This window comes from Flavobacterium agrisoli, assembly GCF_016522065.1.
Lineage (GTDB): Bacteria > Bacteroidota > Bacteroidia > Flavobacteriales > Flavobacteriaceae > Flavobacterium > Flavobacterium agrisoli.
The window spans coordinates 902,486-923,501 of sequence record NZ_JAEHFV010000001.1 but is presented as its reverse complement, the minus strand read 5'-3'; the positions used below and the strand labels follow the sequence as shown (position 1 = coordinate 923,501).

The window sequence follows — 21,016 nt, the reverse complement described above, 5'->3', positions numbered from 1 at the left end:
ATTTGATTAACTTTATAAAAATAAAAATTATGAAAAAGATATTGCAATTGGTTTTGGTAGCAACACTTTTTTGGAGTGGTATGAATTACGCACAAACCAACAAACAAAAAGACATCACAAAAATGACAAAAGAAACCATTTATCAGTTTAAAGTAGAAGATTTATCAGGAGAAATTTTTGATTTTGCTTCGCTAAAAGGAAAAAAAGTTATGATTGTAAACACAGCTTCAAAATGCGGATTAACGCCTCAGTACAAAGATTTAGAAGCCATTTACAAAACGTATAAAGATAAAGGATTTGTAATTGTAGGCTTTCCAGCTAATAATTTTGCTTCGCAAGAGCCGGGTACAAATGAAGAAATTGGAGCTTTTTGTCAACAAAATTATGGCGTAACTTTTCCGATGATGGCAAAAGTTTCGGTTAAAGGTGCAGATATGTGCGAGGTGTATCAATTTTTAACTCAAAAAGCTAAAAACGGTTTGCAAGATTCGGAAGTGGAATGGAATTTTCAAAAATATTTAATTAATGAAAAGGGCGAATTGGTAAAAGTAATCCATCCTAAAACGGTTCCCACCGATCCTGAAATTATCAGTTGGATTAAAGGTTAATTCAATTTCTTAAAATAGAAAGCTGTATCATGATAAAAATGATACAGCTTTTTTTTGTTATTTAAATAAATTATCCATGCCCGGAATCATCGGCATATCCATTTTAGCAACGGCATCCAATTCGGTTTGATTAACAGCGTTAGCTCTTTCGATAGCTTTATTAAGTGTAACAATTAAATAATCTTCCAATTGTTCGTTATCGGTTAACAAAGAGTCGTCAATAGCAATCGATTTAATTTTTGAGTTAGCTGTTATGGTTACTTTTAATAAGCCATCAGTACTTTGTTCGTCTATCAAAACAGAATCTAAACGTTTTTTTGTATCTTCAATTTTTTGTTGGGTTTCTTTAAGTTTGCCCATCATTCCCATTAAGTCCATTAGGTCGTGTATTAAAATTAATTTTAACGAAAGTACTAAATCTGATCTATAATCAATGTTAAATTAGATGAAAAACCAAGTGGTAGTTTTGACAGTTTCGCTTATTTTTGCGACAACTTTTACAAAAACAAGAGCGCAAAAAATGACTGAAACAGTACAATTTCCCGTTGCAAAAATCAATTCTAAAACATTCAAAAAATTCGGGACAACAAGAGTCGATGACTATTTTTGGTTAAATGACCGTAATAATCCTGAGGTTATCGATTATTTGAATCAGGAAAATAAATACTATCAAGAAAGTACAGCGCATACGCAAAAAATGCAAGAATCGCTTTTTGAAGAGATGAAAGCACGAATAAAAGAAGATGATTCTTCGGTACCTTATTTTTACAACGGTTATTTTTACATCACTCGATTTGAAACCGGAAAAGGGTATCCTATTTATGCTCGTAAAAAAGGCAGTTTAGAGGCTCAAGAAGAAATTTTATTTGATTGTAATAAAATGGCAGAAGGACACGCTTATTTTAAATTAGGAGGCTTAAGCGTGAGTGAAAATAATGAGTTAATCACTTTTGCAACCGACATAGTAGGAAGGCGTATTTATACCATTCAAATTAAAAATTTACAAACCAACGAAATTCTTCCTGAAAAGATTGAAAATGCTACTGGAAGTTCTGTTTGGGCCAACGATAACGCAACGATTTTTTATACCAAACAAGATGCAGTAACACTTCGTTCGGATAAAGTTTATAAACATACATTAAATTCTCCAATAGAAGATGATGTTTTGGTTTTTAACGAAACTGACGATACTTTTAATGTTTCGGTAAGCAAAGAAAAATCTAGAAAATATATTGTAATTGGATCGGGAAGTACCTTAACAAACGAATACCGTATTTTAGATGCAGATAAACCAAATGAAGAATTTAAAATTTTTCAAAAAAGGGTTCGTGGCTTAGAATACAGTATTTCGCACTACGGAAATGAGTTTTATATTTTAACCAATAAAGATAAAGCGACCAATTTTAAATTGATGAAAACGTCCGAAAATGCAACCGAAAAGAAGCATTGGAAAGAAGTGGTCATGCACCGAGAAGATGTGCTTTTAGAAGATGTTGAGATTTTTAAAAATTTCTTGGTTTTAGAAGAACGTTCTAATGGTTTAAACCGAATTCGTATTAAATCTTGGGATAATACTTCTGATTATTATTTGCCTTTTGGAAGCGAAACTTATAGCGCTTTTACAACCACCAACCTAGATTTTGATACCGATGTTTTACGATACAGTTATCAGTCTTTAGCAACTCCTTCTTCGGTGATTGATTTTGATATGAAAACCAAAACTAAAACCGTTTTGAAAGAACAGCAGGTTTTAGGAGGAACTTTTGATAAAGAAAATTATATCGAAGAGCGCGTATGGGCAACGGCCGAGGATGGAACTAAAATTCCGATTTCGATGATTTACCGTAAGGGATTAAATAAAAATGGAAACAATCCGCTCTTGTTATACGCCTACGGTTCATATGGCGTAACAATGGATGCTTATTTTTCCTCAACTCGCTTATCTTTATTAGATCGTGGTTTTGTGTATGCCATTGCGCATGTTCGCGGAGGAGAAGATTTAGGAAGATCTTGGTATGAAGACGGAAAATTATTGAAAAAGAAAAATACCTTTTCGGATTTTATTGCCTGTTCAAAATATGTAATCGAACAAAAATATACTTCTGCATCGCATTTATATGCCGAGGGAGGTTCGGCAGGAGGCTTATTGATGGGGGTAATTGTTAATTGGGCGCCCGAATTGTATAATGGGGTAATTGCACAAGTGCCATTTGTTGATGTAATGACAACGATGTTAGATGATACAATTCCGTTAACCACAGGCGAATACGATGAATGGGGAAATCCGAATAAAAGAGAGTATTTTGAGTACATGCTTTCCTATTCGCCTTATGACAACGTCACAAAACAAAATTACCCTAATATGTACGTTTCTACGGGGTTACACGACTCGCAAGTGCAATATTGGGAGCCAGCAAAATGGGTGGCCAAATTGAGGCAAAATAAAACTACAGACAAATTATTGTTTTTGGATACCAACATGGATGCTGGGCATGGAGGGGCTTCAGGACGTTTTGAAGCACTTAAAGAACTTGCAAAAGAGTTTAGTTTTTTATTAGATTTAGAGAAAATTAAAATGTAATTAGTTTTTTTTTGTTAAATTTGCAACCTATCGTGTTTTAGTTAATAATCTACGATTAACTATTTTTTTATGAAAGAAGAAATAAATGCTTATAATAATGTTTTAGAATTAATAGGAAACACACCTCTTATTAAGCTAAACAAAGTCACCGAAGAGTTAGAAGGAAATTTCTATGCAAAGGTAGAAGCTTTTAATCCGGGACATTCCTCAAAAGATAGAATTGCATTATACATTATTGAAGAAGCTGAAAAAAAAGGAATTATAACACCAGGTGATACTATCATCGAAACTACTTCAGGAAATACTGGTTTTAGTTTGGCAATGGTGAGTATAATTAAAGGGTATAATTGCATTTTGGCTGTAAGTTCTAAGTCGTCTAAAGATAAAATTGACATGTTACGTAGTTTAGGTGCCAAAGTATATGTTTGCCCTGCCCACGTATCAGCAGATGATGAAAGATCGTATTACAGTGTTGCAAAACGCTTACACGAGGAAACAAAAGGATCGGTTTATATAAATCAATATTTTAATCAATTGAATATTGATGCGCATTATAACACTACTGGCCCTGAAATTTGGAATCAGACCAACGGAAAAATCACTCATTTGGTTGCTTGTAGCGGAACAGGAGGAACTATTTCTGGTACAGCCAAGTATTTAAAAGAACAAAATCCCAATATTAAAATTTTAGGTGTAGATGCTTTTGGTTCGGTTTTGAAGAAATACCATGAAACTAAAGAATTTGATGCTAAAGAAATTTACCCATACCGTATTGAAGGATTAGGTAAAAATTTGATTCCATCAGCAACCGATTTTGATATTATTGATAAATTCATGAAAGTTACCGATGAGGAAAGTGCACATTCAGCTCGTGAAATTACACGAAAAGAAGGCCTTTTTGTTGGATATACTTCGGGAGCAGTTATGCAGGCAATAAAACAATATGCCGAGGAAGGAGAATTTGATGCGAATAGTAATGTTATTGCCATTTTCCCAGATCACGGTTCTCGTTATATGAGCAAAGTATTTAGCGACGATTGGATGAGCGATCAAGGTTTCTTTGATAGCATAAATGAAGAAGAAGCTCAAAAAATTGAATTTGTGAAATAATTTTCAATCAAAAGATAACTATGAAACTCCAGTTAATCTGGAGTTTTTTTATGCCTTATTGTAAAGCCTTTTAAATCATTTAAATGCATATTTTGTAAAATTGTTATCTATAATGTTATTTGAATTAGTGAATTATTATTGTTTTAGTTAAAAATTTTTTTTTCGATAGATGTTAATGCGTATAAATACCTAGTGGGTGATTTTAAATGAGTTTTTGAACCGATAAACGGTAATTTTTTTTAACAGAATTGTTTCAGTATAGTTTTGAAGTAGTAAATGCGATAATGCTTTTAATGCCTTAAACCTATCTATTATGAAAAAGTTACTATGCACTTTGTTGGTAGTACATTTAACTACTATTAATGGCCAAAATCCTATCCAAGAGTTTAATTTTAATGGTTCGCTTTTAAATACTGTTGGTGAAATTACCTTTATGGGAACACCTACTTATGTTGCGGATCGTTTTGCAATACCAAATAAAGCCATTCGGTTAGCGCAATCGGATTTAGAGGCTGTAATTAAAAATTTACCACAAAATAACGAACCTCGTACTGTTTCAATTTGGGTAAAATTTAATGATGTTTCGGATGCTAATTATGTGTGGGGATATGGAACTGCTTATAATGCGCAATATTTTGGATTAATTCATCAAGCTGTTTTTAATTCAAATTCAAATTTGAGTTTAGCTGGGTGGGGCCCAACCAATGATTTGATAACCAATACCGATTTGTCAACTAAAAATTGGTTTAATTATGTTGTAACCTATGACGGATCTACTTCGAGCATTTATCGGAATGGAGAATTGTTAAAATCGGCTGTTACTCCAACTCGTTATACAAAAGGGGATGTGTTTAAATTAGGGAAAATTAATGCTGCTATAGGAATTAATGCTGATATAGATGATTTGAAAATTTATAATATTGCTTTAACACAGCAAGAAGTCGCTAGTTTATATTTGAACGAAAAACCGTCTGTTCTAGTCGCTCAAACTCCTACTGTAAAAACAAAAACAACAGTTAAAAAAACAACTTCGCAAACGCAAAGCAAAACGGTAATAACAGCAACAGAGTTAATAAGTACAACTCCAAAAGAAATTGAAATTTTTTCGCAAGGACAAAAAGTCTTAGGAAGCTCAAAAAAAGCTGTTAACATAAGTGAATTGCCAGCAGGTACTTATTTGTTGAAAATAAGCGATGCAACTTCTAAAACAGTAACAGCTAATTAATATTTTTTTTTGAATTTTAAGGTTTGCTGTTTGAAAAAATAGTAAGCCTTTTTTTTTGTAATTTAAAAAAGGGATTGTTGCCCAAACAAGGCACCCACTTCATCATTTCCTACAAATTCGATTTCATGAATGACGTCGTATTGTTTTCTGCTTTTATTAAAACGTCTTACGTACAAGCTTTTTAAATGAAATTCCATCGAAATTTTTTGAAAAGTTTGAAAAGCGACTTGCATTTGTTCGGAAGTTAGTTTACGAGCGATAGAAAGATGAGGAGTGTTGCTGGTAAATTTATCCTTAATTAATATGGATTGGTTAATTCTTTTCATCAAATCGCTTAAATATTTTTTTGATTCGGAACTCGGTGCAATAAAAAAAGTACCATTGCTTTCAAAAGCTTCATAATGGTCAAAAAACACTTTTTTACTTGATAACGAGTCACAAATTTGACTTAGCTTTTTTAATACCAAAGGAAAATTTTTTTCTTCCATTTCAAATTCACAAATGGTAATATGACCCAGCGCATTTTTGCTAGAATACCATCCAATTAAATCACTTAACTGAAATTTCATTGTCGTTATTTTCTCTAACCAATCGGCATCAGGCATAAAAACAATTGAGTATTTGGAGGTCATAATAAAATTTTTAAAAAGTGAATTTTTGACTTAAATGTAAAAACAAACTTAAATAAAATAGATAATCGCTGATGTAAAAATGCTTAAATTTGAATGATAGGTAATTATTATAAATGCATTTCGACTTATTAAAATTGAAAATTGTTACCTATTGTTTGATTTTGTTTGTAAAAATTACATTATTTGCATGACAAAAGCAAAATCGTTATTAAAAATTAATTATAATTTTACCCGAACTATATGGCATTTTCTAATTTATTTCGTAAAAAAACCGTTGAAGATATATTAAAACAAGTTGAAAAAGATAAAGTAGAAGGGCATAATACGTTGGGTAAGTATTTAACTACTAAAGATTTAACCGCTTTTGGAATTGCCGCTATTGTAGGTGCTGGTATCTTCAGTACAATCGGAAAAGCTAGTGCTGATGGAGGTCCAGCAGTGATTTTTTTGTTTTTATTTACAGCTATGGCTTGCGGTTTTGCTGCCTTTGCTTACGCCGAATTTGCTTCATTAGTACCAGTTTCGGGTAGCGCTTATACCTATTCTTATGTGGCATTTGGCGAATTAATTGCTTGGATTATTGGCTGGGCTTTGATTATGGAATATGCCATTGGAAATATAACGGTAGCTATTTCATGGAGTGACTATTTTACAGGACTGCTTGAAAGCGGAGGTATACATTTGCCCGAATGGATTCAGATGGATTATTTAACGGCTTCCAATGGTTACGCAGAAGCAACTGCTTTAATGGAAAACGGAAAAGCTTTTGAAAATTTAGATGAAGGTATTAAAGCGGCTTATATGGCTTGGACTTCGGCTCCCACGATAGGTTCTTTTCATGTTGTGGCCGATTTACCTGCTCTTTTTATCATCATTATTATTACCACTTTGGTCTATCGCGGAATGAAAGAATCACGTAATGCCAGTAATTTAATGGTTGTGGTTAAATTATGTATCATTTTGTTGGTTATTGCCGTAGGCGTTTTTTATGTAGATACAGATAATTGGTCGCCTTTTGCGCCAAACGGAATTAATGGTGTTTTAAAAGGTATTTCGGCAGTTTTCTTTGCTTATATTGGTTTTGATGCCATATCTACCACAGCAGAAGAATGTAAAAATCCACAACGCGATTTACCGAGAGGCATGATGTGGGCCATTATCATTTGTACTATTTTGTACATTGTAATTGCCTTAGTCCTCACCGGAATGGTAAAATACAATCTTTTAGATGTGGGCGATCCGTTGGCTTTTGTTTTTCATCAACTGGATTTAAAATGGATGTCGGGAATCATAGCAGTTAGTGCCGTAATCGCCATGGCGAGTGTTTTATTGGTTTTTCAAATGGGGCAACCCCGAATTTGGATGAGTATGAGTCGCGATGGGCTTCTTCCAAAGCGTTTTTCAACGATTCATCCGAAATATAAAACGCCCTCTTTTGCAACCATAGTTACCGGATTTGTAGTGGGAGTTCCTGCTTTGTTTTTAAATCTTACAATGGTAACCGATTTGTGTAGTATAGGAACTTTGTTTGCCTTTGTATTGGTTTGTGCCGGAGTTTTGGTATTGCAAAACAAACCCGATATTCCGAGAGGAAAATTTAAAACACCGTACGTAAATGCAAAATACATTTTTCCTGTAATGTTGTTAATTGGAATTGGCTATGCGTTGTTTTTTAACACCCAGGCAACAATTAATTTTTTAGAAAATAATCCTAAAATTAATGATGCAAAAACTATTATTACTTCTTTAAATAAAACACAAGCAAAAGCAGTTTTTGGCTATTTGCAATCAATTGATACCGAACAAAAAACAACAAAAACGAGCGATTTAGAGCATTTGTTAAGTCAATACGAAAGTAATCCAGAACACTATCAAGAAATAGTTTCCCACCTTCCTATTGCCGATAATTTAAAGTACGAAAGCGGTTTTAGTTTATTTAAACATAAAATTCCGATGTGGATTTTTATGATTACACTTATTGGTTTGGCTTTTTGGGCTTTTCGAAAAAACCTATCCTTAATTCCGCTTTTGGGCTTAGTTTGTTGTTTGTATATGATGGCCGAATTAAGCGTATGGAACTGGATTTATTTTACCATTTGGTTGTTGATTGGTTTGGTTATTTATTTCGGATTTAGTCATAAAAACAGCAAACTCAATTTTAGTTAAATTGCGTTGTAAATGGTTTCTTGGAAATGAAAGTGAAAATCCCATTTCATTCGGTTTTAGTTCAAAAAATGTCAGAACGTTTTATATAATTCAACAAATCCTCACAAAAAACATCAAACTTTAAAGTTTTAACAAAACAGAATTCCTTAATTTTGTACCACAAATAAAAAAATCAAACTATGAGTTCATTTGACGTAGTCGTTATAGGTTCAGGTCCTGGAGGATATGTATCAGCAATTCGTTGCGCACAATTAGGTTTTAAAACTGCCATTATCGAAAAGTACAATTCATTAGGAGGAACTTGCCTTAACGTAGGTTGTATCCCTTCAAAAGCGTTGTTGTCATCTTCACATCATTACGCCGAAATCAAACATTTTGCAGATCACGGAATAGAACTTTCTGGTGATGTAAAAGTTAATCTTGAAAAAATGATTGCTCGTAAACAAGGTGTTGTAGATCAAACTGTTGGAGGAATCAATTATTTAATGGATAAAAATAAAATTACTGTTTTTAACGGAGTTGGATCTTTTGTTGACGCTACTCATATTGCAGTGAATAAAGCAGACGGAAGCTCAGAAACTATCGAAGCCAAACATACTATTATTGCTACAGGTTCTAAACCTTCTTCTTTGCCATTTATTCAAATTGATAAAGAACGAATTATTACCTCTACCGAAGCTTTAGCGCTTAAAGAAGTGCCTAAACATTTAGTAATTATTGGTGGTGGTGTTATTGGAATTGAATTAGGACAGGTTTATTTGCGTTTAGGAGCAGAAGTTTCTGTAGTTGAATTTATGGACAGAATTATTCCAGGTATGGACGGAGCGCTTTCTAAAGAATTGACTAAAGTCTTGAAAAAACAAGGAATGAAATTTTATACATCCCACAAAGTACAATCAGTTGAGCGTGTTGGAGATGTAGTAACAGTTAAAGCCGAAAATGCAAAAGGCGAGGTAATTACGCTTGAAGGAGATTATTCGTTGGTTTCAGTAGGTCGTCGTCCTTATACAGACGGATTGAATGCTGAAAATGCAGGAGTAAAAATTTCAGAAAGAGGTCAAGTTGAAGTAAACGATCATTTACAAACATCAGCTTCTAATATTTATGCTATTGGTGACGTAGTGCGTGGTGCTATGTTGGCTCATAAAGCGGAGGAAGAAGGCGTAATGGTTGCTGAAATTTTAGCAGGTCAAAAACCACATATCGATTATAATTTGATTCCTGGAGTTGTCTATACTTGGCCAGAAGTTGCTGCAGTGGGTAAAACCGAAGAGCAATTAAAAGCAGAAGGTAAAAAGTATAAAGTGGGTAGTTTTCCTTTCAAAGCATTAGGTCGTGCCAGAGCTAGTGGTGATTTGGATGGATTTGTAAAAATTATCGCCGATGAAACTACAGATGAAGTATTAGGAATTCATATGATTGGAGCCAGAACTGCTGATTTAATTGCTGAAGCGGTAACTGCAATGGAATTTAGAGCTTCTGCTGAAGATATTTCAAGAATGAGCCACGCGCATCCAACTTTTGCCGAAGCTATCAAAGAAGCGGCTTTAGCTGCAACAGATAATAGAGCATTACACGTATAATTGCCCCTTCAAAGAATTACAAAAATCGTCAATTTATTGGCGATTTTTTTTTTGTTTTAAATCTTGTAAATTTTCAATAGAATTCTATAATAGAGTGCGTTAAGGATTGAAATATCTTTAATTAAAATTTAAAATATAGAATTATGAAAAATAGATATATTATTGGTGGCTTGGTTTTATTAGTCGCTGGCGCGGTTGTAACATCGTGTTCGTGTAAAAAAATGCCTGAAAAAGCGACTGCTGTTCAAAATTTTGATAAAGCAAAATATTTAGGTAAATGGTATGAAATTGCCCGATTAGATTATAAATGGGAAAAAGACATGAACAATGTTACCGCCGAATATTCGTTGAATGATAACGGTACAATTAAAGTAGACAACAAGGGATATGATGTAAAAAAAGAAAAATGGGAGCAAAGTATTGGTAAAGCTAAATTTATTGAAGCTGACAACATAGGTAGGCTAAAAGTTTCATTTTTTGGACCCTTTTATTCTGGTTATAATGTAATTGCAGTTGATAAGGATTATAAATATGCTTTAGTTGCAGGAGAAAGTTTAAAAAACCTGTGGATTTTATCAAGAGATACTACTATCCCAGAGAACATTAAAAGCGATTATCTGAAAAAAGCGCAAGATATTGGATATAATACTTCCGATTTAATTTGGGTGGCACACAATAAATAAAATAAAAAAGCTCGTGACTAAACGAGCTTTTTTTTATGTTTTTTAGTTTGTAATTACGGGGTAAAAACCGATTTATAATTATCCCAATACCGGTATATTAAAAATAAATTACCGATAAAAAGCAAAATGGCCAAAGGTAAGCCGTCGGGAGCCATGAAGTAATTTATAAACAAAATATTTACGGTAATAGGAAGTATTAAAATGTTTGCCAAAGTCACAAATCTGCCAATAACAAAAGCAATTCCGCACAAAAGTTCGATTGATTTAGCCAATGGCATTAAATAGGTCGACGCTACTAATCCTACATTAAATGCTTTGAAATTTCCGGTAACTTCGGGTTCTGGCATCAAATGCAAAAAAAAGCTGATAGAAGCAAAGAGAAACAAAAGTCCGATTAAAACTCGAACAATAATGGTAGCAATTTTCATAATTTAAGGTTTTAGAGATTACATTAAATTTTATAGAATAGAAATTGTAGCTTATTATTGATTAAAGTTAAGAAATTTTTTATTTTAATTGGTGTTTTTTTGTTGTTTTAATAAAAAATCAATTGAAAAATTTTAAAAAAGCAACACTTTTAGCGAATTGAAATTGGATTTCTTTTAATTGGTTTTTTTTATCGTAATTTTGAAAAACAAAAATTATTCTTTTTGAGAGTTTCAGTTTATAAGCAGGTTCTAGAACCACAAAAGTTAAAAAAACAGCTCCTAAATTGGGCACAACAATTTCGGGAAATCACTTTTTTAGATAGTAATAACTACCAACAAACGTTTTCAAGTTTTGATTGTCTTTTAGCAGTAGATGCTTTTACGGCTATTCAAACTGATTGTTTTAACGCGTTTGAGGATTTAAAACAATACCAACAAACCACCAAGGATTGGTTATTTGGTTATTTATCTTACGATTTAAAAAACGATACCGAAAACTTGAGTTCAAAAAATTTTGATGGATTGCATTTTCCTGATTTGTATTTTTTTCAGCCTAAAAAGCTCTTTATTTTAAAAGGAAATCGACTCGAAATTCAATATTTATTAGTTTGCGATGACGAGCTTGAAAGTGATTTTAATGAAATTCAAGCTATTACGTTTGAGGAAGGTTCTTCAAAAATGCAGCAACATGAAAAAACAGCAATCAAACAACGCATCTCCAAAGAGCTTTATTTTGAAAAAATCAAACAAGTTTTAGAGCATATTCATCGAGGTGACATCTATGAAGCTAATTTTTGCATGGAATTTTTTGCAGAAAATGCAATTATCAATCCGTTCGAAAAATTCGAAAAACTCAATCAAATTTCTCAAGCGCCTTTTGCTACGTTTTTTAAAAACAACCATTTTTTTGTCCTTTCGGCTTCGCCCGAACGTTATCTTCGAAAAACGGGTCAAGAAATAATTTCGCAACCCATAAAAGGGACTTCTAAACGTTTTGAAAACCCAATTGAAGACCAGGAGTCCAAAATAAAGTTGCAAAACGACACTAAAGAACGCTCAGAAAATATTATGATTACCGATTTGGTGCGGAATGATTTGTCAAAAACAGCTCAAAAAAATTCAGTCGAAGTAACGGAATTGTGCCAGATTTATTCCTTTTTGCAAGTCCACCAAATGATTTCGACCGTAAAAAGTCAATTGAATGAAAATTACGATGCAATATCCGTTTTAAAAACAACTTTTCCGATGGGAAGTATGACGGGTGCACCAAAAGTTTCGGTTATGAAAATTATGGAAGAGTTAGAACTGACTAAACGTGGTTTGTATAGCGGTGCGATTGGCTATTTTACACCCAATTCCGATTTCGATTTTAATGTCGTCATTCGAAGTATTTTGTTTAATTCAAAATCGCAATACCTGTCCTTTTCTGTTGGTAGTGCCATTACCGCAATGTCGCAACCCAATAGCGAATATGAAGAATGTTTGCTAAAAGCCAAGGCGATGTTTGAGGTTTTGCAATAGGCTTATAATTGATAATGTTGTATTTTTATCGCGAATTTGAAGAATATTTTTAAAAATTTTTTAATTTGATTTTAAAAAATGCTGCAAGAATTTAAAAAACACATTGAGGTTACTTTTCCTTTTTTATCTCAAAAAAAAATAATTTTAGCAACCAGTGGCGGATTAGATAGTATGGTTATGGCACACTTATTTGCCAAACTCGATTATAATTTTGCAATTGCTCATTGCAATTTTCAGCTAAGAGGAATTGAAAGTTTTGAGGATCAGAAATTTGTCGAAGATTTTGCGCAACAACTCGCAAAACCTGTTTTTGTAACACAATTTGACACCTTGGCTTTTGCTTCCGATTATAAATTATCGGTTCAGGTGGCGGCTCGCGAGTTGCGTTATAATTGGTTTTATGAACTTTTAGAAACGGAGCATTATGATTATATTTTAACAGCGCACCATTCGGATGATAATCTGGAAACTTTTCTCATCAATTTGACACGAGGTACAGGATTGGAAGGCTTAGTTGGAATTCCGGAAAGCACCGAAAAATTACTTCGCCCTTTATTGCCTTTTTCTCGATTGGAAATAAAAGAATTTGCTGAAGAAAATCATATAAAATGGCGCGAAGACAGTAGCAATGCTTCTACCAAATACATTCGGAACAAAATCAGACACGAGTTGGTTCCTATTTTAAAAGAAATTAACCCGAAGTTTTTAGAAGTTTTTCAAAAAACACAAAGCTATTTGCAACAAGCCCAAGAAATGGTAGAGGATGCTTCGATTATGATTTACCAACAAGTAGCCGAGGAGATTGGGGACGAGGTGCATGTAAATTTAGATGAATTGAAAAGATTACCCAATTACCAATCATATTTGTATCAATGGTTTAACGAATACGGATTTACGGCTTGGAATGATATTTATGATTTGGTGAATGGTCAATCGGGTAAACAAGTGTTAGCAGCGCATTTCCGTTTGATAAAAGACAGAAACACGCTCATTTTATGTCCAAACCAACCCACCGATGCAGAATCGTTTTATCTGATTGAAGAAACGCAACCCAACGTTAATTTACCCTTAAAATTGACCTTTGGTGATGTGAGTCACTTAAGTTCCGTTTCCAATAACACTATATTTGTGGATAAACAAAAATTGCAATTTCCGTTAACTTTGCGAAAATGGAAAGAAGGCGATGTGTTTTACCCTTTTGGGATGGATGGAAAGTCTAAAAAAATCAGTAAATTTTTTAAAGACGAAAAACTATCGCTTCCCGAAAAAGAAAATGTGTGGCTACTTTGCTCCAATAATCAAATTGTTTGGATTGTAGGAAAAAGAGCCGACGACAGATTTAAAATTGAAAATACAACAACGCAAATATTTAAAATTACTTTAAACGAATGAAAAATCAACCTGTTTTTCTTAAAAGAATATCCAGTTCTTTTTTACTCTTTTTTTTATTTACTTTTTTTAACGGAAATAGTCAGATTATCGAACCGGTTAAATGGACTTCTAAAATTGAAAAAAAATCGGGAAATAGTTTTTTATTGACCTTTGATGGTGTGATCGAAAAAGATTGGCACTTGTATTCTCAATTTACCCCAGAAGGAGGCCCCCTTGCTTTAGAAATTGCATTTAAAAATCAAAAAGATAATTATTTGCTGAACGGGAAAGCGAAAGAAAGTAAAACGCGCACGGCATATAACGAAATTTTTGAAGTAAATGAAACCTTTTTTGAGAAAAATGTCCGCATTGAGCAGTTGATTACCATTACTAATCCAGATTTAAAAAATGTTCAGGTAGAGTTTGATTATCAGGTTTGTAAAGAAGTATGTATTAACTCGAATAAAAAATTCAGCTTTGTAATTCCGGCTTCTTTTAAAATGGAAACTGCTTCGGCTCCAAAGCCGGAACAAATTGAAAATGCAGAAAAAAATATCGAAAATCCTGTAATAACAGAAAATGAAAAAGCAACCGATGCTTTAGGAATTGTTACGGATACTGTTGCTGCCAAAGAATCTCCATCTGTTATTTCCCCTGCTGGTGCTGATAAAACAGAAAACAGCATTGCGTCACCACAACCAAGCAGAAGTTTGTGGTCTATCTTTTTAATTGCATTTTTGTCGGGTTTTGCGGCCTTATTAACGCCTTGTGTTTTTCCAATGATACCGATGACGGTTAGTTTTTTTACCAAACAAAGTAAAAACAAAGCCGCCGGGGTACGAAATGCCATTATTTACGGTATAGCAATTATTGTAATTTATGTGTTTTTAGGATGGGTTGTAACTGCTATTTTTGGTGCAGATGCTTTAAATGCACTTTCAACAAACGTGTATTTTAATGTTTTCTTTTTTATCCTTTTAGTGGTATTTGCTGCTTCATTTTTAGGTGCTTTCGAAATTATGTTACCCAATTCATGGGCAAATAAAGTAGACCAGCAAGCCGATAGAGGCGGAATAATTGGCATTTTATTCATGGCATTGGCGCTTGCTATTGTATCTTTTTCATGCACCGGCCCCATTGTAGGAACTTTGTTGGTAGAAGCGGCTTCAAACGGAGGAATAGCACCTGTGGTAGGAATGCTTGGTTTTTCGTTGGCGTTAGCACTTCCGTTTATGCTTTTTGCCATGTTCCCAGGTTGGATGAATTCGCTGCCAAAATCGGGAGGTTGGTTAAATACCGTAAAAGTATTTTTAGGGTTTTTAGAATTGGCCTTGGCTTTTAAGTTTTTATCAAATGCCGACTTGGTTTTACAATTGCATTTGTTAGAAAGAGAAGTCTTTTTAGTAATCTGGATTGCTATTTTCGGAACTTTAGCAATGTATTTATTCGGAAAAATTACCTTACCGCATGATAGTCCATTACCTCACATTTCTGTAGGAAGATTGTCATTAGGATTGATAGTTTTGGCATTCACCATTTATATGATTCCCGGTTTGTGGGGAGCTCCATTAAAAATTATTAATGCCTTTCCGCCGCCTTTAGAGTACAGCGAAAGTCCATTTGGCTTAGGTAATACTTCCCATTCTAATGTAACCACAGAAGGTTTACCTGAAGGAGCTAAATTAGGACCCCACGGGATTATGGTTTTTGATGATTACGAAAATGGATTGGCTTATGCTAAAAAAATCAACAAACCTATTATGCTTGATTTTACTGGATTTGCTTGTGTGAATTGCCGTAAAATGGAAAACAATGTTTGGTCAGATCCTAGCGTTTTGCCTATTTTGAAAAATGATGTGGTTTTGATTTCGTTGTATGTAGATGACAAAAGAGAATTGCCAAAAGAGAAACAATTTACTTCTTCTACTGGTGAATTAATTGAAACGATTGGCGATAAATGGACCGATTTTATGATTTCGAAATACCATACCAATACGCAACCTTTGTATGTTTTAACTGATTTAGAAGGGAATAATTTAAATGTTTCTCAGCCAACAATTAGTTATGTGGGCGTTCAAGAATATTTAGATTGGTTGCAAAAAGGAATCGCCTCTTTTAAATAAAAAGGATATTGTTCTAAATAAAAAAGTTCTCCGAAATGGTACTCGGAGAACTTTTTTTGTTGTAATAAATGAATATATAATTGGATTTTATAAGAATTCGCCGTGTTGCGAAATATCCAAACCTAATTCTTCTTTTTCTTCGGTTACACGTAAAGGAGTGATTTTGTTTACAATAAAGAACAAGATATACGATCCTACGAAAGCAAAAACCGAAACCATTAATAAAGCAATAACTTGATGCGTAAAAAGAGCCGTTTCACCAAAAACCAATCCTTGCTCTGCCACGGCCGGATTTATTGCTTTTGAAGCAAATACACCCGTTAATAACATTCCCATCATACCGCCTACGCCATGACAAGCAAAAACGTCAAGAGCATCATCGATTTTTCCTTTAGGAAATTTACTTACCGCAAAATTACTCACCAAACTACTAAATAATCCAATAAAAATAGCATGCGGTATGCTAACAAAACCAGCAGCTGGCGTTATGGCTACCAATCCTACAACTGCTCCGATGGAAGCTCCCATCGCAGAAAGTTTATGTCCTAAAATTTTATCCATGAAAACCCATCCCATAGCAGCGGCAGCGGCAGCAACTGTTGTAGTTCCTAAAGCTTGAACAGCTAAACCGTTAGCACCCATTGCAGAGCCAGCATTAAATCCGAACCAACCAAACCACAAAAGGGCTGTTCCTAATAAAACATACGTTATACGAGCTGGGTTTGATTTTTGACCTTTTCTTTTTCCTAAAAACATGGCACCTGCAAGTGCAGCCCATCCAGCGCTCATGTGTACTACAGTTCCTCCTGCAAAATCTAAAACGCCCATTTTAAAGAACAATCCTTCTGGATGCCAAGTCATGTGGCATAAAGGAGCGTAAATCAACAAAATAAATAGTACCATAAAAAGCATATAAGCCCAAAAACGTATTCTTTCGGCAAAAGCTCCTGTAACCAAAGCCGGTGTAATGATGGCAAATTTTGCTTGAAATAAAGCAAAAAGCAATAACGGAATAGTAGGTGCTAAACTCCAAGCGGTATTGGTACCTACTCCATTAAAAAATATAAATTCGGTTGGATTACCAATTAATCCATTGATAGAAGTTCCAAATGAAAGGCTGAATCCGATAACTACCCACAAAATAGTTACCACAACCATTGCCATGTAACTTTGTAACATGGTACTAATAACATTTTTTTTGCCTACCATTCCTCCGTAAAAGAAACCTAGTCCCGGTGTCATCAGTAAAACCAATGCGGTGGCTACAATCATCCAAGCAGTATCACCCGTATCAAAGGTAACGGCTTGAGGAGCTTCTAAATTAATAGTGAAAATTTGGTTGGAAAGAAAAGTTAAAACTAATAGTGTAATTAAAATAACACTTAAAACAATTTTACGCATATTTTTTTCTTTTTAATTCGGTGTAAATGTATAAAATTAAATGTACCCCCCTCTTTAAAAGATAGGTTATATACGTATTTTTACGTAATTTCCAATGATGCCCCCTCAAAATAGCTGCTAATTGTTTATTTTTTATTTTTTTTAAGTTGATTTTATAATTTCTTAATATTCCACGTTTATTTTGAATTACTATAAATGAATTATGTTGGTATTAAGCAATTGTTTTGTCAATATAGTTGGAATTCAATAGATAAAGCGCCCCCATATATTTGATTTTAAAAGAAATTAAATCGCCAATTTTATAGGCAGTCTTCGATTTGGAAATATCAATTACCAACATGTCTGAACTTGCATCAATAATTGAAATTTCAGGATCTTCCGGTTCTAAATATTGCGGTTGCATGTCTAATAAACCAATATCGATTATGGCACGTAAAGAAGTGGTGCTTAAATCTTTAGAATCCTGCATGCTAAACGTATTTCCTGCCACATTTTCACCTAATTCTCCTGTTGGAATATTCGGTTTTTCGGTAATTTCGATGATTTCTGTAAAAAGTTTAAAAACATCATCGTGCATCCCTTCGATGGTTTGGTTGGTAAACAAATCTTTTCCAAAAAATAAAGCTTCTCCCACTCTAAAATGGTTAACGGCCATAGGGCGCGCATTTTTTAAAATTAATGGAATGGCTACAGAAGTCCCTCCAGAAACCCACGGAATTTGAATATTGAATTTAGCCTCAATGAGTTGTTTGTAAAGACTCAATTGAATTAATTTGTCTTGTGTGGGCATTACGCCACTTAAACAATTTAAATTGGTACCAATTCCAGAAATTTCGATGTTGGGTAATTGTATGATTTTGCCGTAAAATTCAATTAATTCTTCTCCCATAACACCTTCACGCAGGTCGCCCATTTCAATCATAATAATGATTTTATGGATTTTGTTTTGTTTTTGCGCTTCTTTAGAAAGCATTTGTATGGTATAAATTTCAGTATTAAAACTTACATCGGCATATTTTACGATGCTTTCGATGCTTCTTTTTGCTGGTGGTTTTATATACACAGTTTGCACGTTAGGCGCAATGGCTTTGATTTTGCGTAAATTACTAACTCTCGAATCTAAAATTTCGTGAGTTCCTAAATCGATAATTTCTTTTAAGTAAATTTTGTTACCGCATAAAAGCTTGGATACAATTCCCCATTCGATATTTCTCGACTCAAAAATTGCATTCAAAAACGTGTAATTTTCTTGTAATTTTTTTCTATATAATTGAATGAAAGCCATGTTAGATTATTTTTCTTGGAATCGTTTTAGAAATTCGGGTTAGTAATTCATAGTTCAATAAGTTGCTTAAATCGCTAAAAGAAGCCACAGAAATAGCGACATCATTTTGAGAGCCAATCAGCACAACTTCATCGCCTTTTTTAAGTTTTTCGATGTTGGTGACATCCACTGTAATCATGTTCATGTTAACAGAGCCCACCACAATACAGCGTTGACCGTGAATGAGTACACGGCCTTGATTGCTCAGTGCACGACTATATCCGTGTGAGTAACCAATGGGAATTACGGCAATTTTCATTTTTTTCTCGGCTAAAAAACTAGTGCCGTACCCAATAAATTCTCCCGTTGTTACTGTTTTAATGCTCATCACCTTGCTTTTCCAAGTAATAACGCGCTGTAACGGATCGATTTTATTTTTTTTTGTATTTAAAAAGTAAACCAAAACCTCTAAACTCGGCCATAATCCATATTGCATAATACCGATTCGAACCAAATCCATTCTGGTTTCGGGAAACATAATCGAAGCTGCTGAACAAGCCGTGTGTTTGAGTTCCGGCTTTATACCTTGAGCACAAATATATTCGTATAAAGCGTTGTAACGTTCTAATTGTTTGGCCACTCGGTAATAGTTCGAAATGCTTTCTGCTCCTGCAAAATGAGTACAAAAACCTTTGCAATACAAAAAATCGGATTCCTCTTTAAAGAGTTTTATCACTGCGTTTAATTCTCTTTTTTCAAAACCGGTTCGGTTCATTCCAGTTTCCACTTCAATATGAATTTTGGCTATTTTATTGGCTTTTTTGGCCGTTTTTAAAGCTAATTGCAAACGCATTTTATCGAAAACAAAAAACTCAATCGAATTTTCTATCACCCATTCCATATCCAATTCGGAGATGAATCCCATAATCATGATTGTGATTTGGTTGCCTAAAACGGCATGGGCAATTTTTGCTTCGTTTACATCAAAAACCGAAAAATGCGTTACACCCGAATCAAAAGCCATTTTTACAAATTGTGTAATATCATGGCCATACGCATTTCCTTTCACTACTGAAGAAAGAATGACTTTTTTGCCAAAAGTTTTCTTTAAAAAAGCAATATTTTGCTGATACGCATGGGAGTTAAGCTCTATAGTCGAATTAGTATGCATTGGTAATTTGTTTGCTTATTTCGTAAAAAATGGTCGCTCCCGTGGCTATAATTTCGTCTGGAAAATCATAATCGGGATGATGAAGAGCGGGAGTTTCAATTCCTGCTCCAAGTCCAAACATGGCGCCGGGAAACCGTTGGGTAAACAAACCAAAATCCTCTCCCCAGGTAAATGGGAATTCCTTTTTTTGAATAGAAAAATCTTTTTGTAAAGCCGCTTTTTCAATCAAAGTAACGGCTTCTAAATTGTTTTCATTCGCTTGAAAGCTTTGTGCCCATTTTAAGGTTGTTATAAGTCCGTATTTTTCAACGATAGAAAGGGCTACTTTTTCCAATTTCTTTTCGATAAATTGCATTTGTTTGTTACTGTTGCTTCGAATCGTAAAATGAATTTCGCCTTCTCCTGCCGAAACCCCGTACGCTTTTTTTCCCATTGAGGAATAAATGGGCGTTACAATGCAGAAATTTTCTTTAGTCATATCTGTTTGTGTAAACGCCAGAAATTGTGTGGTAATTTCGGCTAATGCCAAAGCAGGATTGATGCCTTTTTCGGGTTCACCAGCGTGTGAAGTAACACCTTTCAACTGAACAATAATACTGTTTACAGCGCAGGTAAAAGTGCCATTTTTAATGATAATTTGGTTTTTGGAATAACCTGGTAAATTGTGTAACGCAAAAGCAAAATCGGGTTTGATTTTTTTGAATTGCGAATCGTTTACGATTTTTTTGGCTCCTAAACCATTTTCTTCTGCAGGTTGAAAAAGCAATACGACTTTTCCTTTTTGAGGTTTTTGAAAATGCAATTGCATTGCTAATCCGCATAAAATGGCCATATGTCCATCGTGCCCACATTTATGCGAAATGCCTTTTATTTGAGAACGATGTTGAAAGTCATTTTTTTCGTCAATGGGTAAAGCATCCAATTCGCATCTAAATAAAACGGTTTTTCCTTTTTCTTTACCTAAATAAGTAGCTATAATTCCGGTTTTTCCAACTTTTGATAAAAGTTCATCAGGGGGGTATTTTTCTAAAAAAGAAAGAATAATTTTTGCTGTATTAGCTTCTTTTCCTGATAATTCCGGAAATTGATGTAATTTTTTTCGTAAAGAAATTAGTTCGTTTATTTTTAGAAAATCAGATTCCATGAGTT

17 protein-coding genes are annotated in these 21,016 nt (G+C 33.9%); 10 read left to right on the top strand and 7 right to left on the bottom strand.

The features are described 5' to 3' along the window. Positions 1-29 precede the first annotated feature (29 nt). On the top strand, positions 30-608 hold the full coding sequence (locus I5M07_RS03910) for a glutathione peroxidase (RefSeq protein ID WP_200104884.1): 579 nt from the start codon (positions 30-32) through the stop codon (positions 606-608). A gap of 57 nt (positions 609-665) precedes the next feature. Here I5M07_RS03910 and I5M07_RS03905 read toward each other — a convergent pair whose 3' ends face one another. Continuing rightward, complete coding sequence (locus tag I5M07_RS03905; RefSeq protein ID WP_200104883.1) at positions 666-986, bottom strand: YbaB/EbfC family nucleoid-associated protein; 321 nt, start codon at positions 984-986, stop codon at positions 666-668. Between the two features lie 142 nt (positions 987-1,128). Between I5M07_RS03905 and I5M07_RS03900 the strand changes: the two genes are divergently transcribed. The 3 genes from I5M07_RS03900 (at position 1,129) to I5M07_RS03890 (ending at position 5,524) form a co-directional block, all read left to right on the top strand. Continuing rightward, a complete protein-coding gene (locus I5M07_RS03900) occupies positions 1,129-3,189 on the top strand; it encodes a S9 family peptidase (RefSeq protein ID WP_394369036.1) in 2,061 nt (686 codons plus the stop codon). 69 nt (positions 3,190-3,258) lie between these two features. Next, complete coding sequence (locus I5M07_RS03895; RefSeq protein WP_200104881.1) at positions 3,259-4,299, top strand: PLP-dependent cysteine synthase family protein; 1,041 nt, start codon at positions 3,259-3,261, stop codon at positions 4,297-4,299. Between the two features lie 313 nt (positions 4,300-4,612). After that, positions 4,613-5,524 carry a LamG domain-containing protein gene (locus I5M07_RS03890; RefSeq protein ID WP_200104880.1) on the top strand — a complete coding sequence of 304 codons (912 nt, stop codon included), beginning with the start codon at positions 4,613-4,615 and terminating at the stop codon, positions 5,522-5,524. Between the two features lie 62 nt (positions 5,525-5,586). Here the strand turns inward: I5M07_RS03890 and I5M07_RS03885 are convergent, their stop codons facing one another. Next, positions 5,587-6,156 (bottom strand): 2'-5' RNA ligase family protein, encoded by a 570-nt coding sequence (locus tag I5M07_RS03885; RefSeq protein ID WP_200104879.1) that lies wholly within the window; start codon positions 6,154-6,156, stop codon positions 5,587-5,589. Between the two features lie 240 nt (positions 6,157-6,396). Here I5M07_RS03885 and I5M07_RS03880 point away from each other — a divergent pair, with 240 nt between their 5' ends. The 3 genes from I5M07_RS03880 (at position 6,397) to I5M07_RS03870 (ending at position 10,588) form a co-directional block, all read left to right on the top strand. Further along, positions 6,397-8,322, top strand: coding sequence for an amino acid permease (locus I5M07_RS03880; protein ID WP_200104878.1), 1,926 nt, complete (start codon positions 6,397-6,399; stop codon positions 8,320-8,322). 179 nt (positions 8,323-8,501) lie between these two features. Next, positions 8,502-9,905 (top strand): dihydrolipoyl dehydrogenase, encoded by a 1,404-nt coding sequence (gene lpdA / locus I5M07_RS03875; protein ID WP_200104877.1) that lies wholly within the window; start codon positions 8,502-8,504, stop codon positions 9,903-9,905. Positions 9,906-10,048: 143 nt separating this feature from the next. Further along, the gene (locus I5M07_RS03870) at positions 10,049-10,588 is read left to right on the top strand and encodes a lipocalin family protein (protein ID WP_200104876.1); all 540 of its coding nucleotides are present in this window, start codon (positions 10,049-10,051) and stop codon (positions 10,586-10,588) included. 53 nt (positions 10,589-10,641) lie between these two features. On the opposite strand, the gene I5M07_RS03865 is transcribed toward I5M07_RS03870, so the two are convergent. Next, positions 10,642-11,016 carry a DoxX family membrane protein gene (locus tag I5M07_RS03865; protein ID WP_200104875.1) on the bottom strand — a complete coding sequence of 125 codons (375 nt, stop codon included), beginning with the start codon at positions 11,014-11,016 and terminating at the stop codon, positions 10,642-10,644. 222 nt (positions 11,017-11,238) lie between these two features. On the opposite strand from I5M07_RS03865, the gene I5M07_RS03860 reads away from it, so the two are divergent. The 3 genes from I5M07_RS03860 to I5M07_RS03850 all read left to right on the top strand — a co-directional run bounded on the left by I5M07_RS03860 (position 11,239) and on the right by I5M07_RS03850 (position 16,031). Further along, the gene (locus I5M07_RS03860; RefSeq protein ID WP_200104874.1) at positions 11,239-12,537 is read left to right on the top strand and encodes an anthranilate synthase component I family protein; all 1,299 of its coding nucleotides are present in this window, start codon (positions 11,239-11,241) and stop codon (positions 12,535-12,537) included. Positions 12,538-12,615: 78 nt separating this feature from the next. Then, complete coding sequence (gene tilS / locus I5M07_RS03855; protein WP_200104873.1) at positions 12,616-13,929, top strand: tRNA lysidine(34) synthetase TilS; 1,314 nt, start codon at positions 12,616-12,618, stop codon at positions 13,927-13,929. Beyond that, entirely contained in the window at positions 13,926-16,031 is a 2,106-nt protein-coding gene (locus tag I5M07_RS03850; RefSeq protein ID WP_200104872.1) for a protein-disulfide reductase DsbD family protein, read from the top strand. Before tilS ends, I5M07_RS03850 begins: the two co-directional genes overlap by 4 nt. A gap of 87 nt (positions 16,032-16,118) precedes the next feature. On the opposite strand, the gene I5M07_RS03845 is transcribed toward I5M07_RS03850, so the two are convergent. From I5M07_RS03845 to I5M07_RS03830, 4 genes are all read right to left on the bottom strand, one after another. Then, positions 16,119-17,432 carry an ammonium transporter gene (locus tag I5M07_RS03845; RefSeq protein WP_200104871.1) on the bottom strand — a complete coding sequence of 438 codons (1,314 nt, stop codon included), beginning with the start codon at positions 17,430-17,432 and terminating at the stop codon, positions 16,119-16,121. Between the two features lie 211 nt (positions 17,433-17,643). Continuing rightward, a complete protein-coding gene (locus tag I5M07_RS03840; RefSeq protein WP_200104870.1) occupies positions 17,644-18,717 on the bottom strand; it encodes an alanine/ornithine racemase family PLP-dependent enzyme in 1,074 nt (357 codons plus the stop codon). A 1-nt stretch (position 18,718) separates the two neighbouring features. After that, positions 18,719-19,867, bottom strand: coding sequence for an alanine racemase (gene alr / locus I5M07_RS03835; RefSeq protein ID WP_200104869.1), 1,149 nt, complete (start codon positions 19,865-19,867; stop codon positions 18,719-18,721). Continuing rightward, positions 19,857-21,011, bottom strand: coding sequence for an amidohydrolase (locus I5M07_RS03830; RefSeq protein WP_200104868.1), 1,155 nt, complete (start codon positions 21,009-21,011; stop codon positions 19,857-19,859). The genes alr and I5M07_RS03830 overlap by 11 nt, the downstream gene beginning before the upstream one ends. Positions 21,012-21,016: the final 5 nt, after the last annotated feature.

Bases quoted from the DNA above. Each gene is read 5' to 3' on its own strand.
- I5M07_RS03840 (WP_200104870.1), bottom strand. From the start codon at position 18,717: ATGGCTTTCATTCAATTATATAGAAAAAAATTACAAGAAAATTACACG.
- alr (WP_200104869.1), bottom strand. From the start codon at position 19,867: ATGCATACTAATTCGACTATAGAGCTTAACTCCCATGCGTATCAGCAA.
- I5M07_RS03890 (WP_200104880.1), top strand. From the start codon at position 4,613: ATGAAAAAGTTACTATGCACTTTGTTGGTAGTACATTTAACTACTATT.
- I5M07_RS03895 (WP_200104881.1), top strand. From the start codon at position 3,259: ATGAAAGAAGAAATAAATGCTTATAATAATGTTTTAGAATTAATAGGA.
- I5M07_RS03845 (WP_200104871.1), bottom strand. From the start codon at position 17,432: ATGCGTAAAATTGTTTTAAGTGTTATTTTAATTACACTATTAGTTTTA.
- I5M07_RS03900 (WP_394369036.1), top strand. From the start codon at position 1,129: ATGACTGAAACAGTACAATTTCCCGTTGCAAAAATCAATTCTAAAACA.
- tilS (WP_200104873.1), top strand. From the start codon at position 12,616: ATGCTGCAAGAATTTAAAAAACACATTGAGGTTACTTTTCCTTTTTTA.
- I5M07_RS03905 (WP_200104883.1), bottom strand. From the start codon at position 986: ATGGACTTAATGGGAATGATGGGCAAACTTAAAGAAACCCAACAAAAA.
- I5M07_RS03830 (WP_200104868.1), bottom strand. From the start codon at position 21,011: ATGGAATCTGATTTTCTAAAAATAAACGAACTAATTTCTTTACGAAAA.
- I5M07_RS03870 (WP_200104876.1), top strand. From the start codon at position 10,049: ATGAAAAATAGATATATTATTGGTGGCTTGGTTTTATTAGTCGCTGGC.
- I5M07_RS03865 (WP_200104875.1), bottom strand. From the start codon at position 11,016: ATGAAAATTGCTACCATTATTGTTCGAGTTTTAATCGGACTTTTGTTT.
- I5M07_RS03885 (WP_200104879.1), bottom strand. From the start codon at position 6,156: ATGACCTCCAAATACTCAATTGTTTTTATGCCTGATGCCGATTGGTTA.
- I5M07_RS03850 (WP_200104872.1), top strand. From the start codon at position 13,926: ATGAAAAATCAACCTGTTTTTCTTAAAAGAATATCCAGTTCTTTTTTA.
- I5M07_RS03910 (WP_200104884.1), top strand. From the start codon at position 30: ATGAAAAAGATATTGCAATTGGTTTTGGTAGCAACACTTTTTTGGAGT.
- lpdA (WP_200104877.1), top strand. From the start codon at position 8,502: ATGAGTTCATTTGACGTAGTCGTTATAGGTTCAGGTCCTGGAGGATAT.
- I5M07_RS03880 (WP_200104878.1), top strand. From the start codon at position 6,397: ATGGCATTTTCTAATTTATTTCGTAAAAAAACCGTTGAAGATATATTA.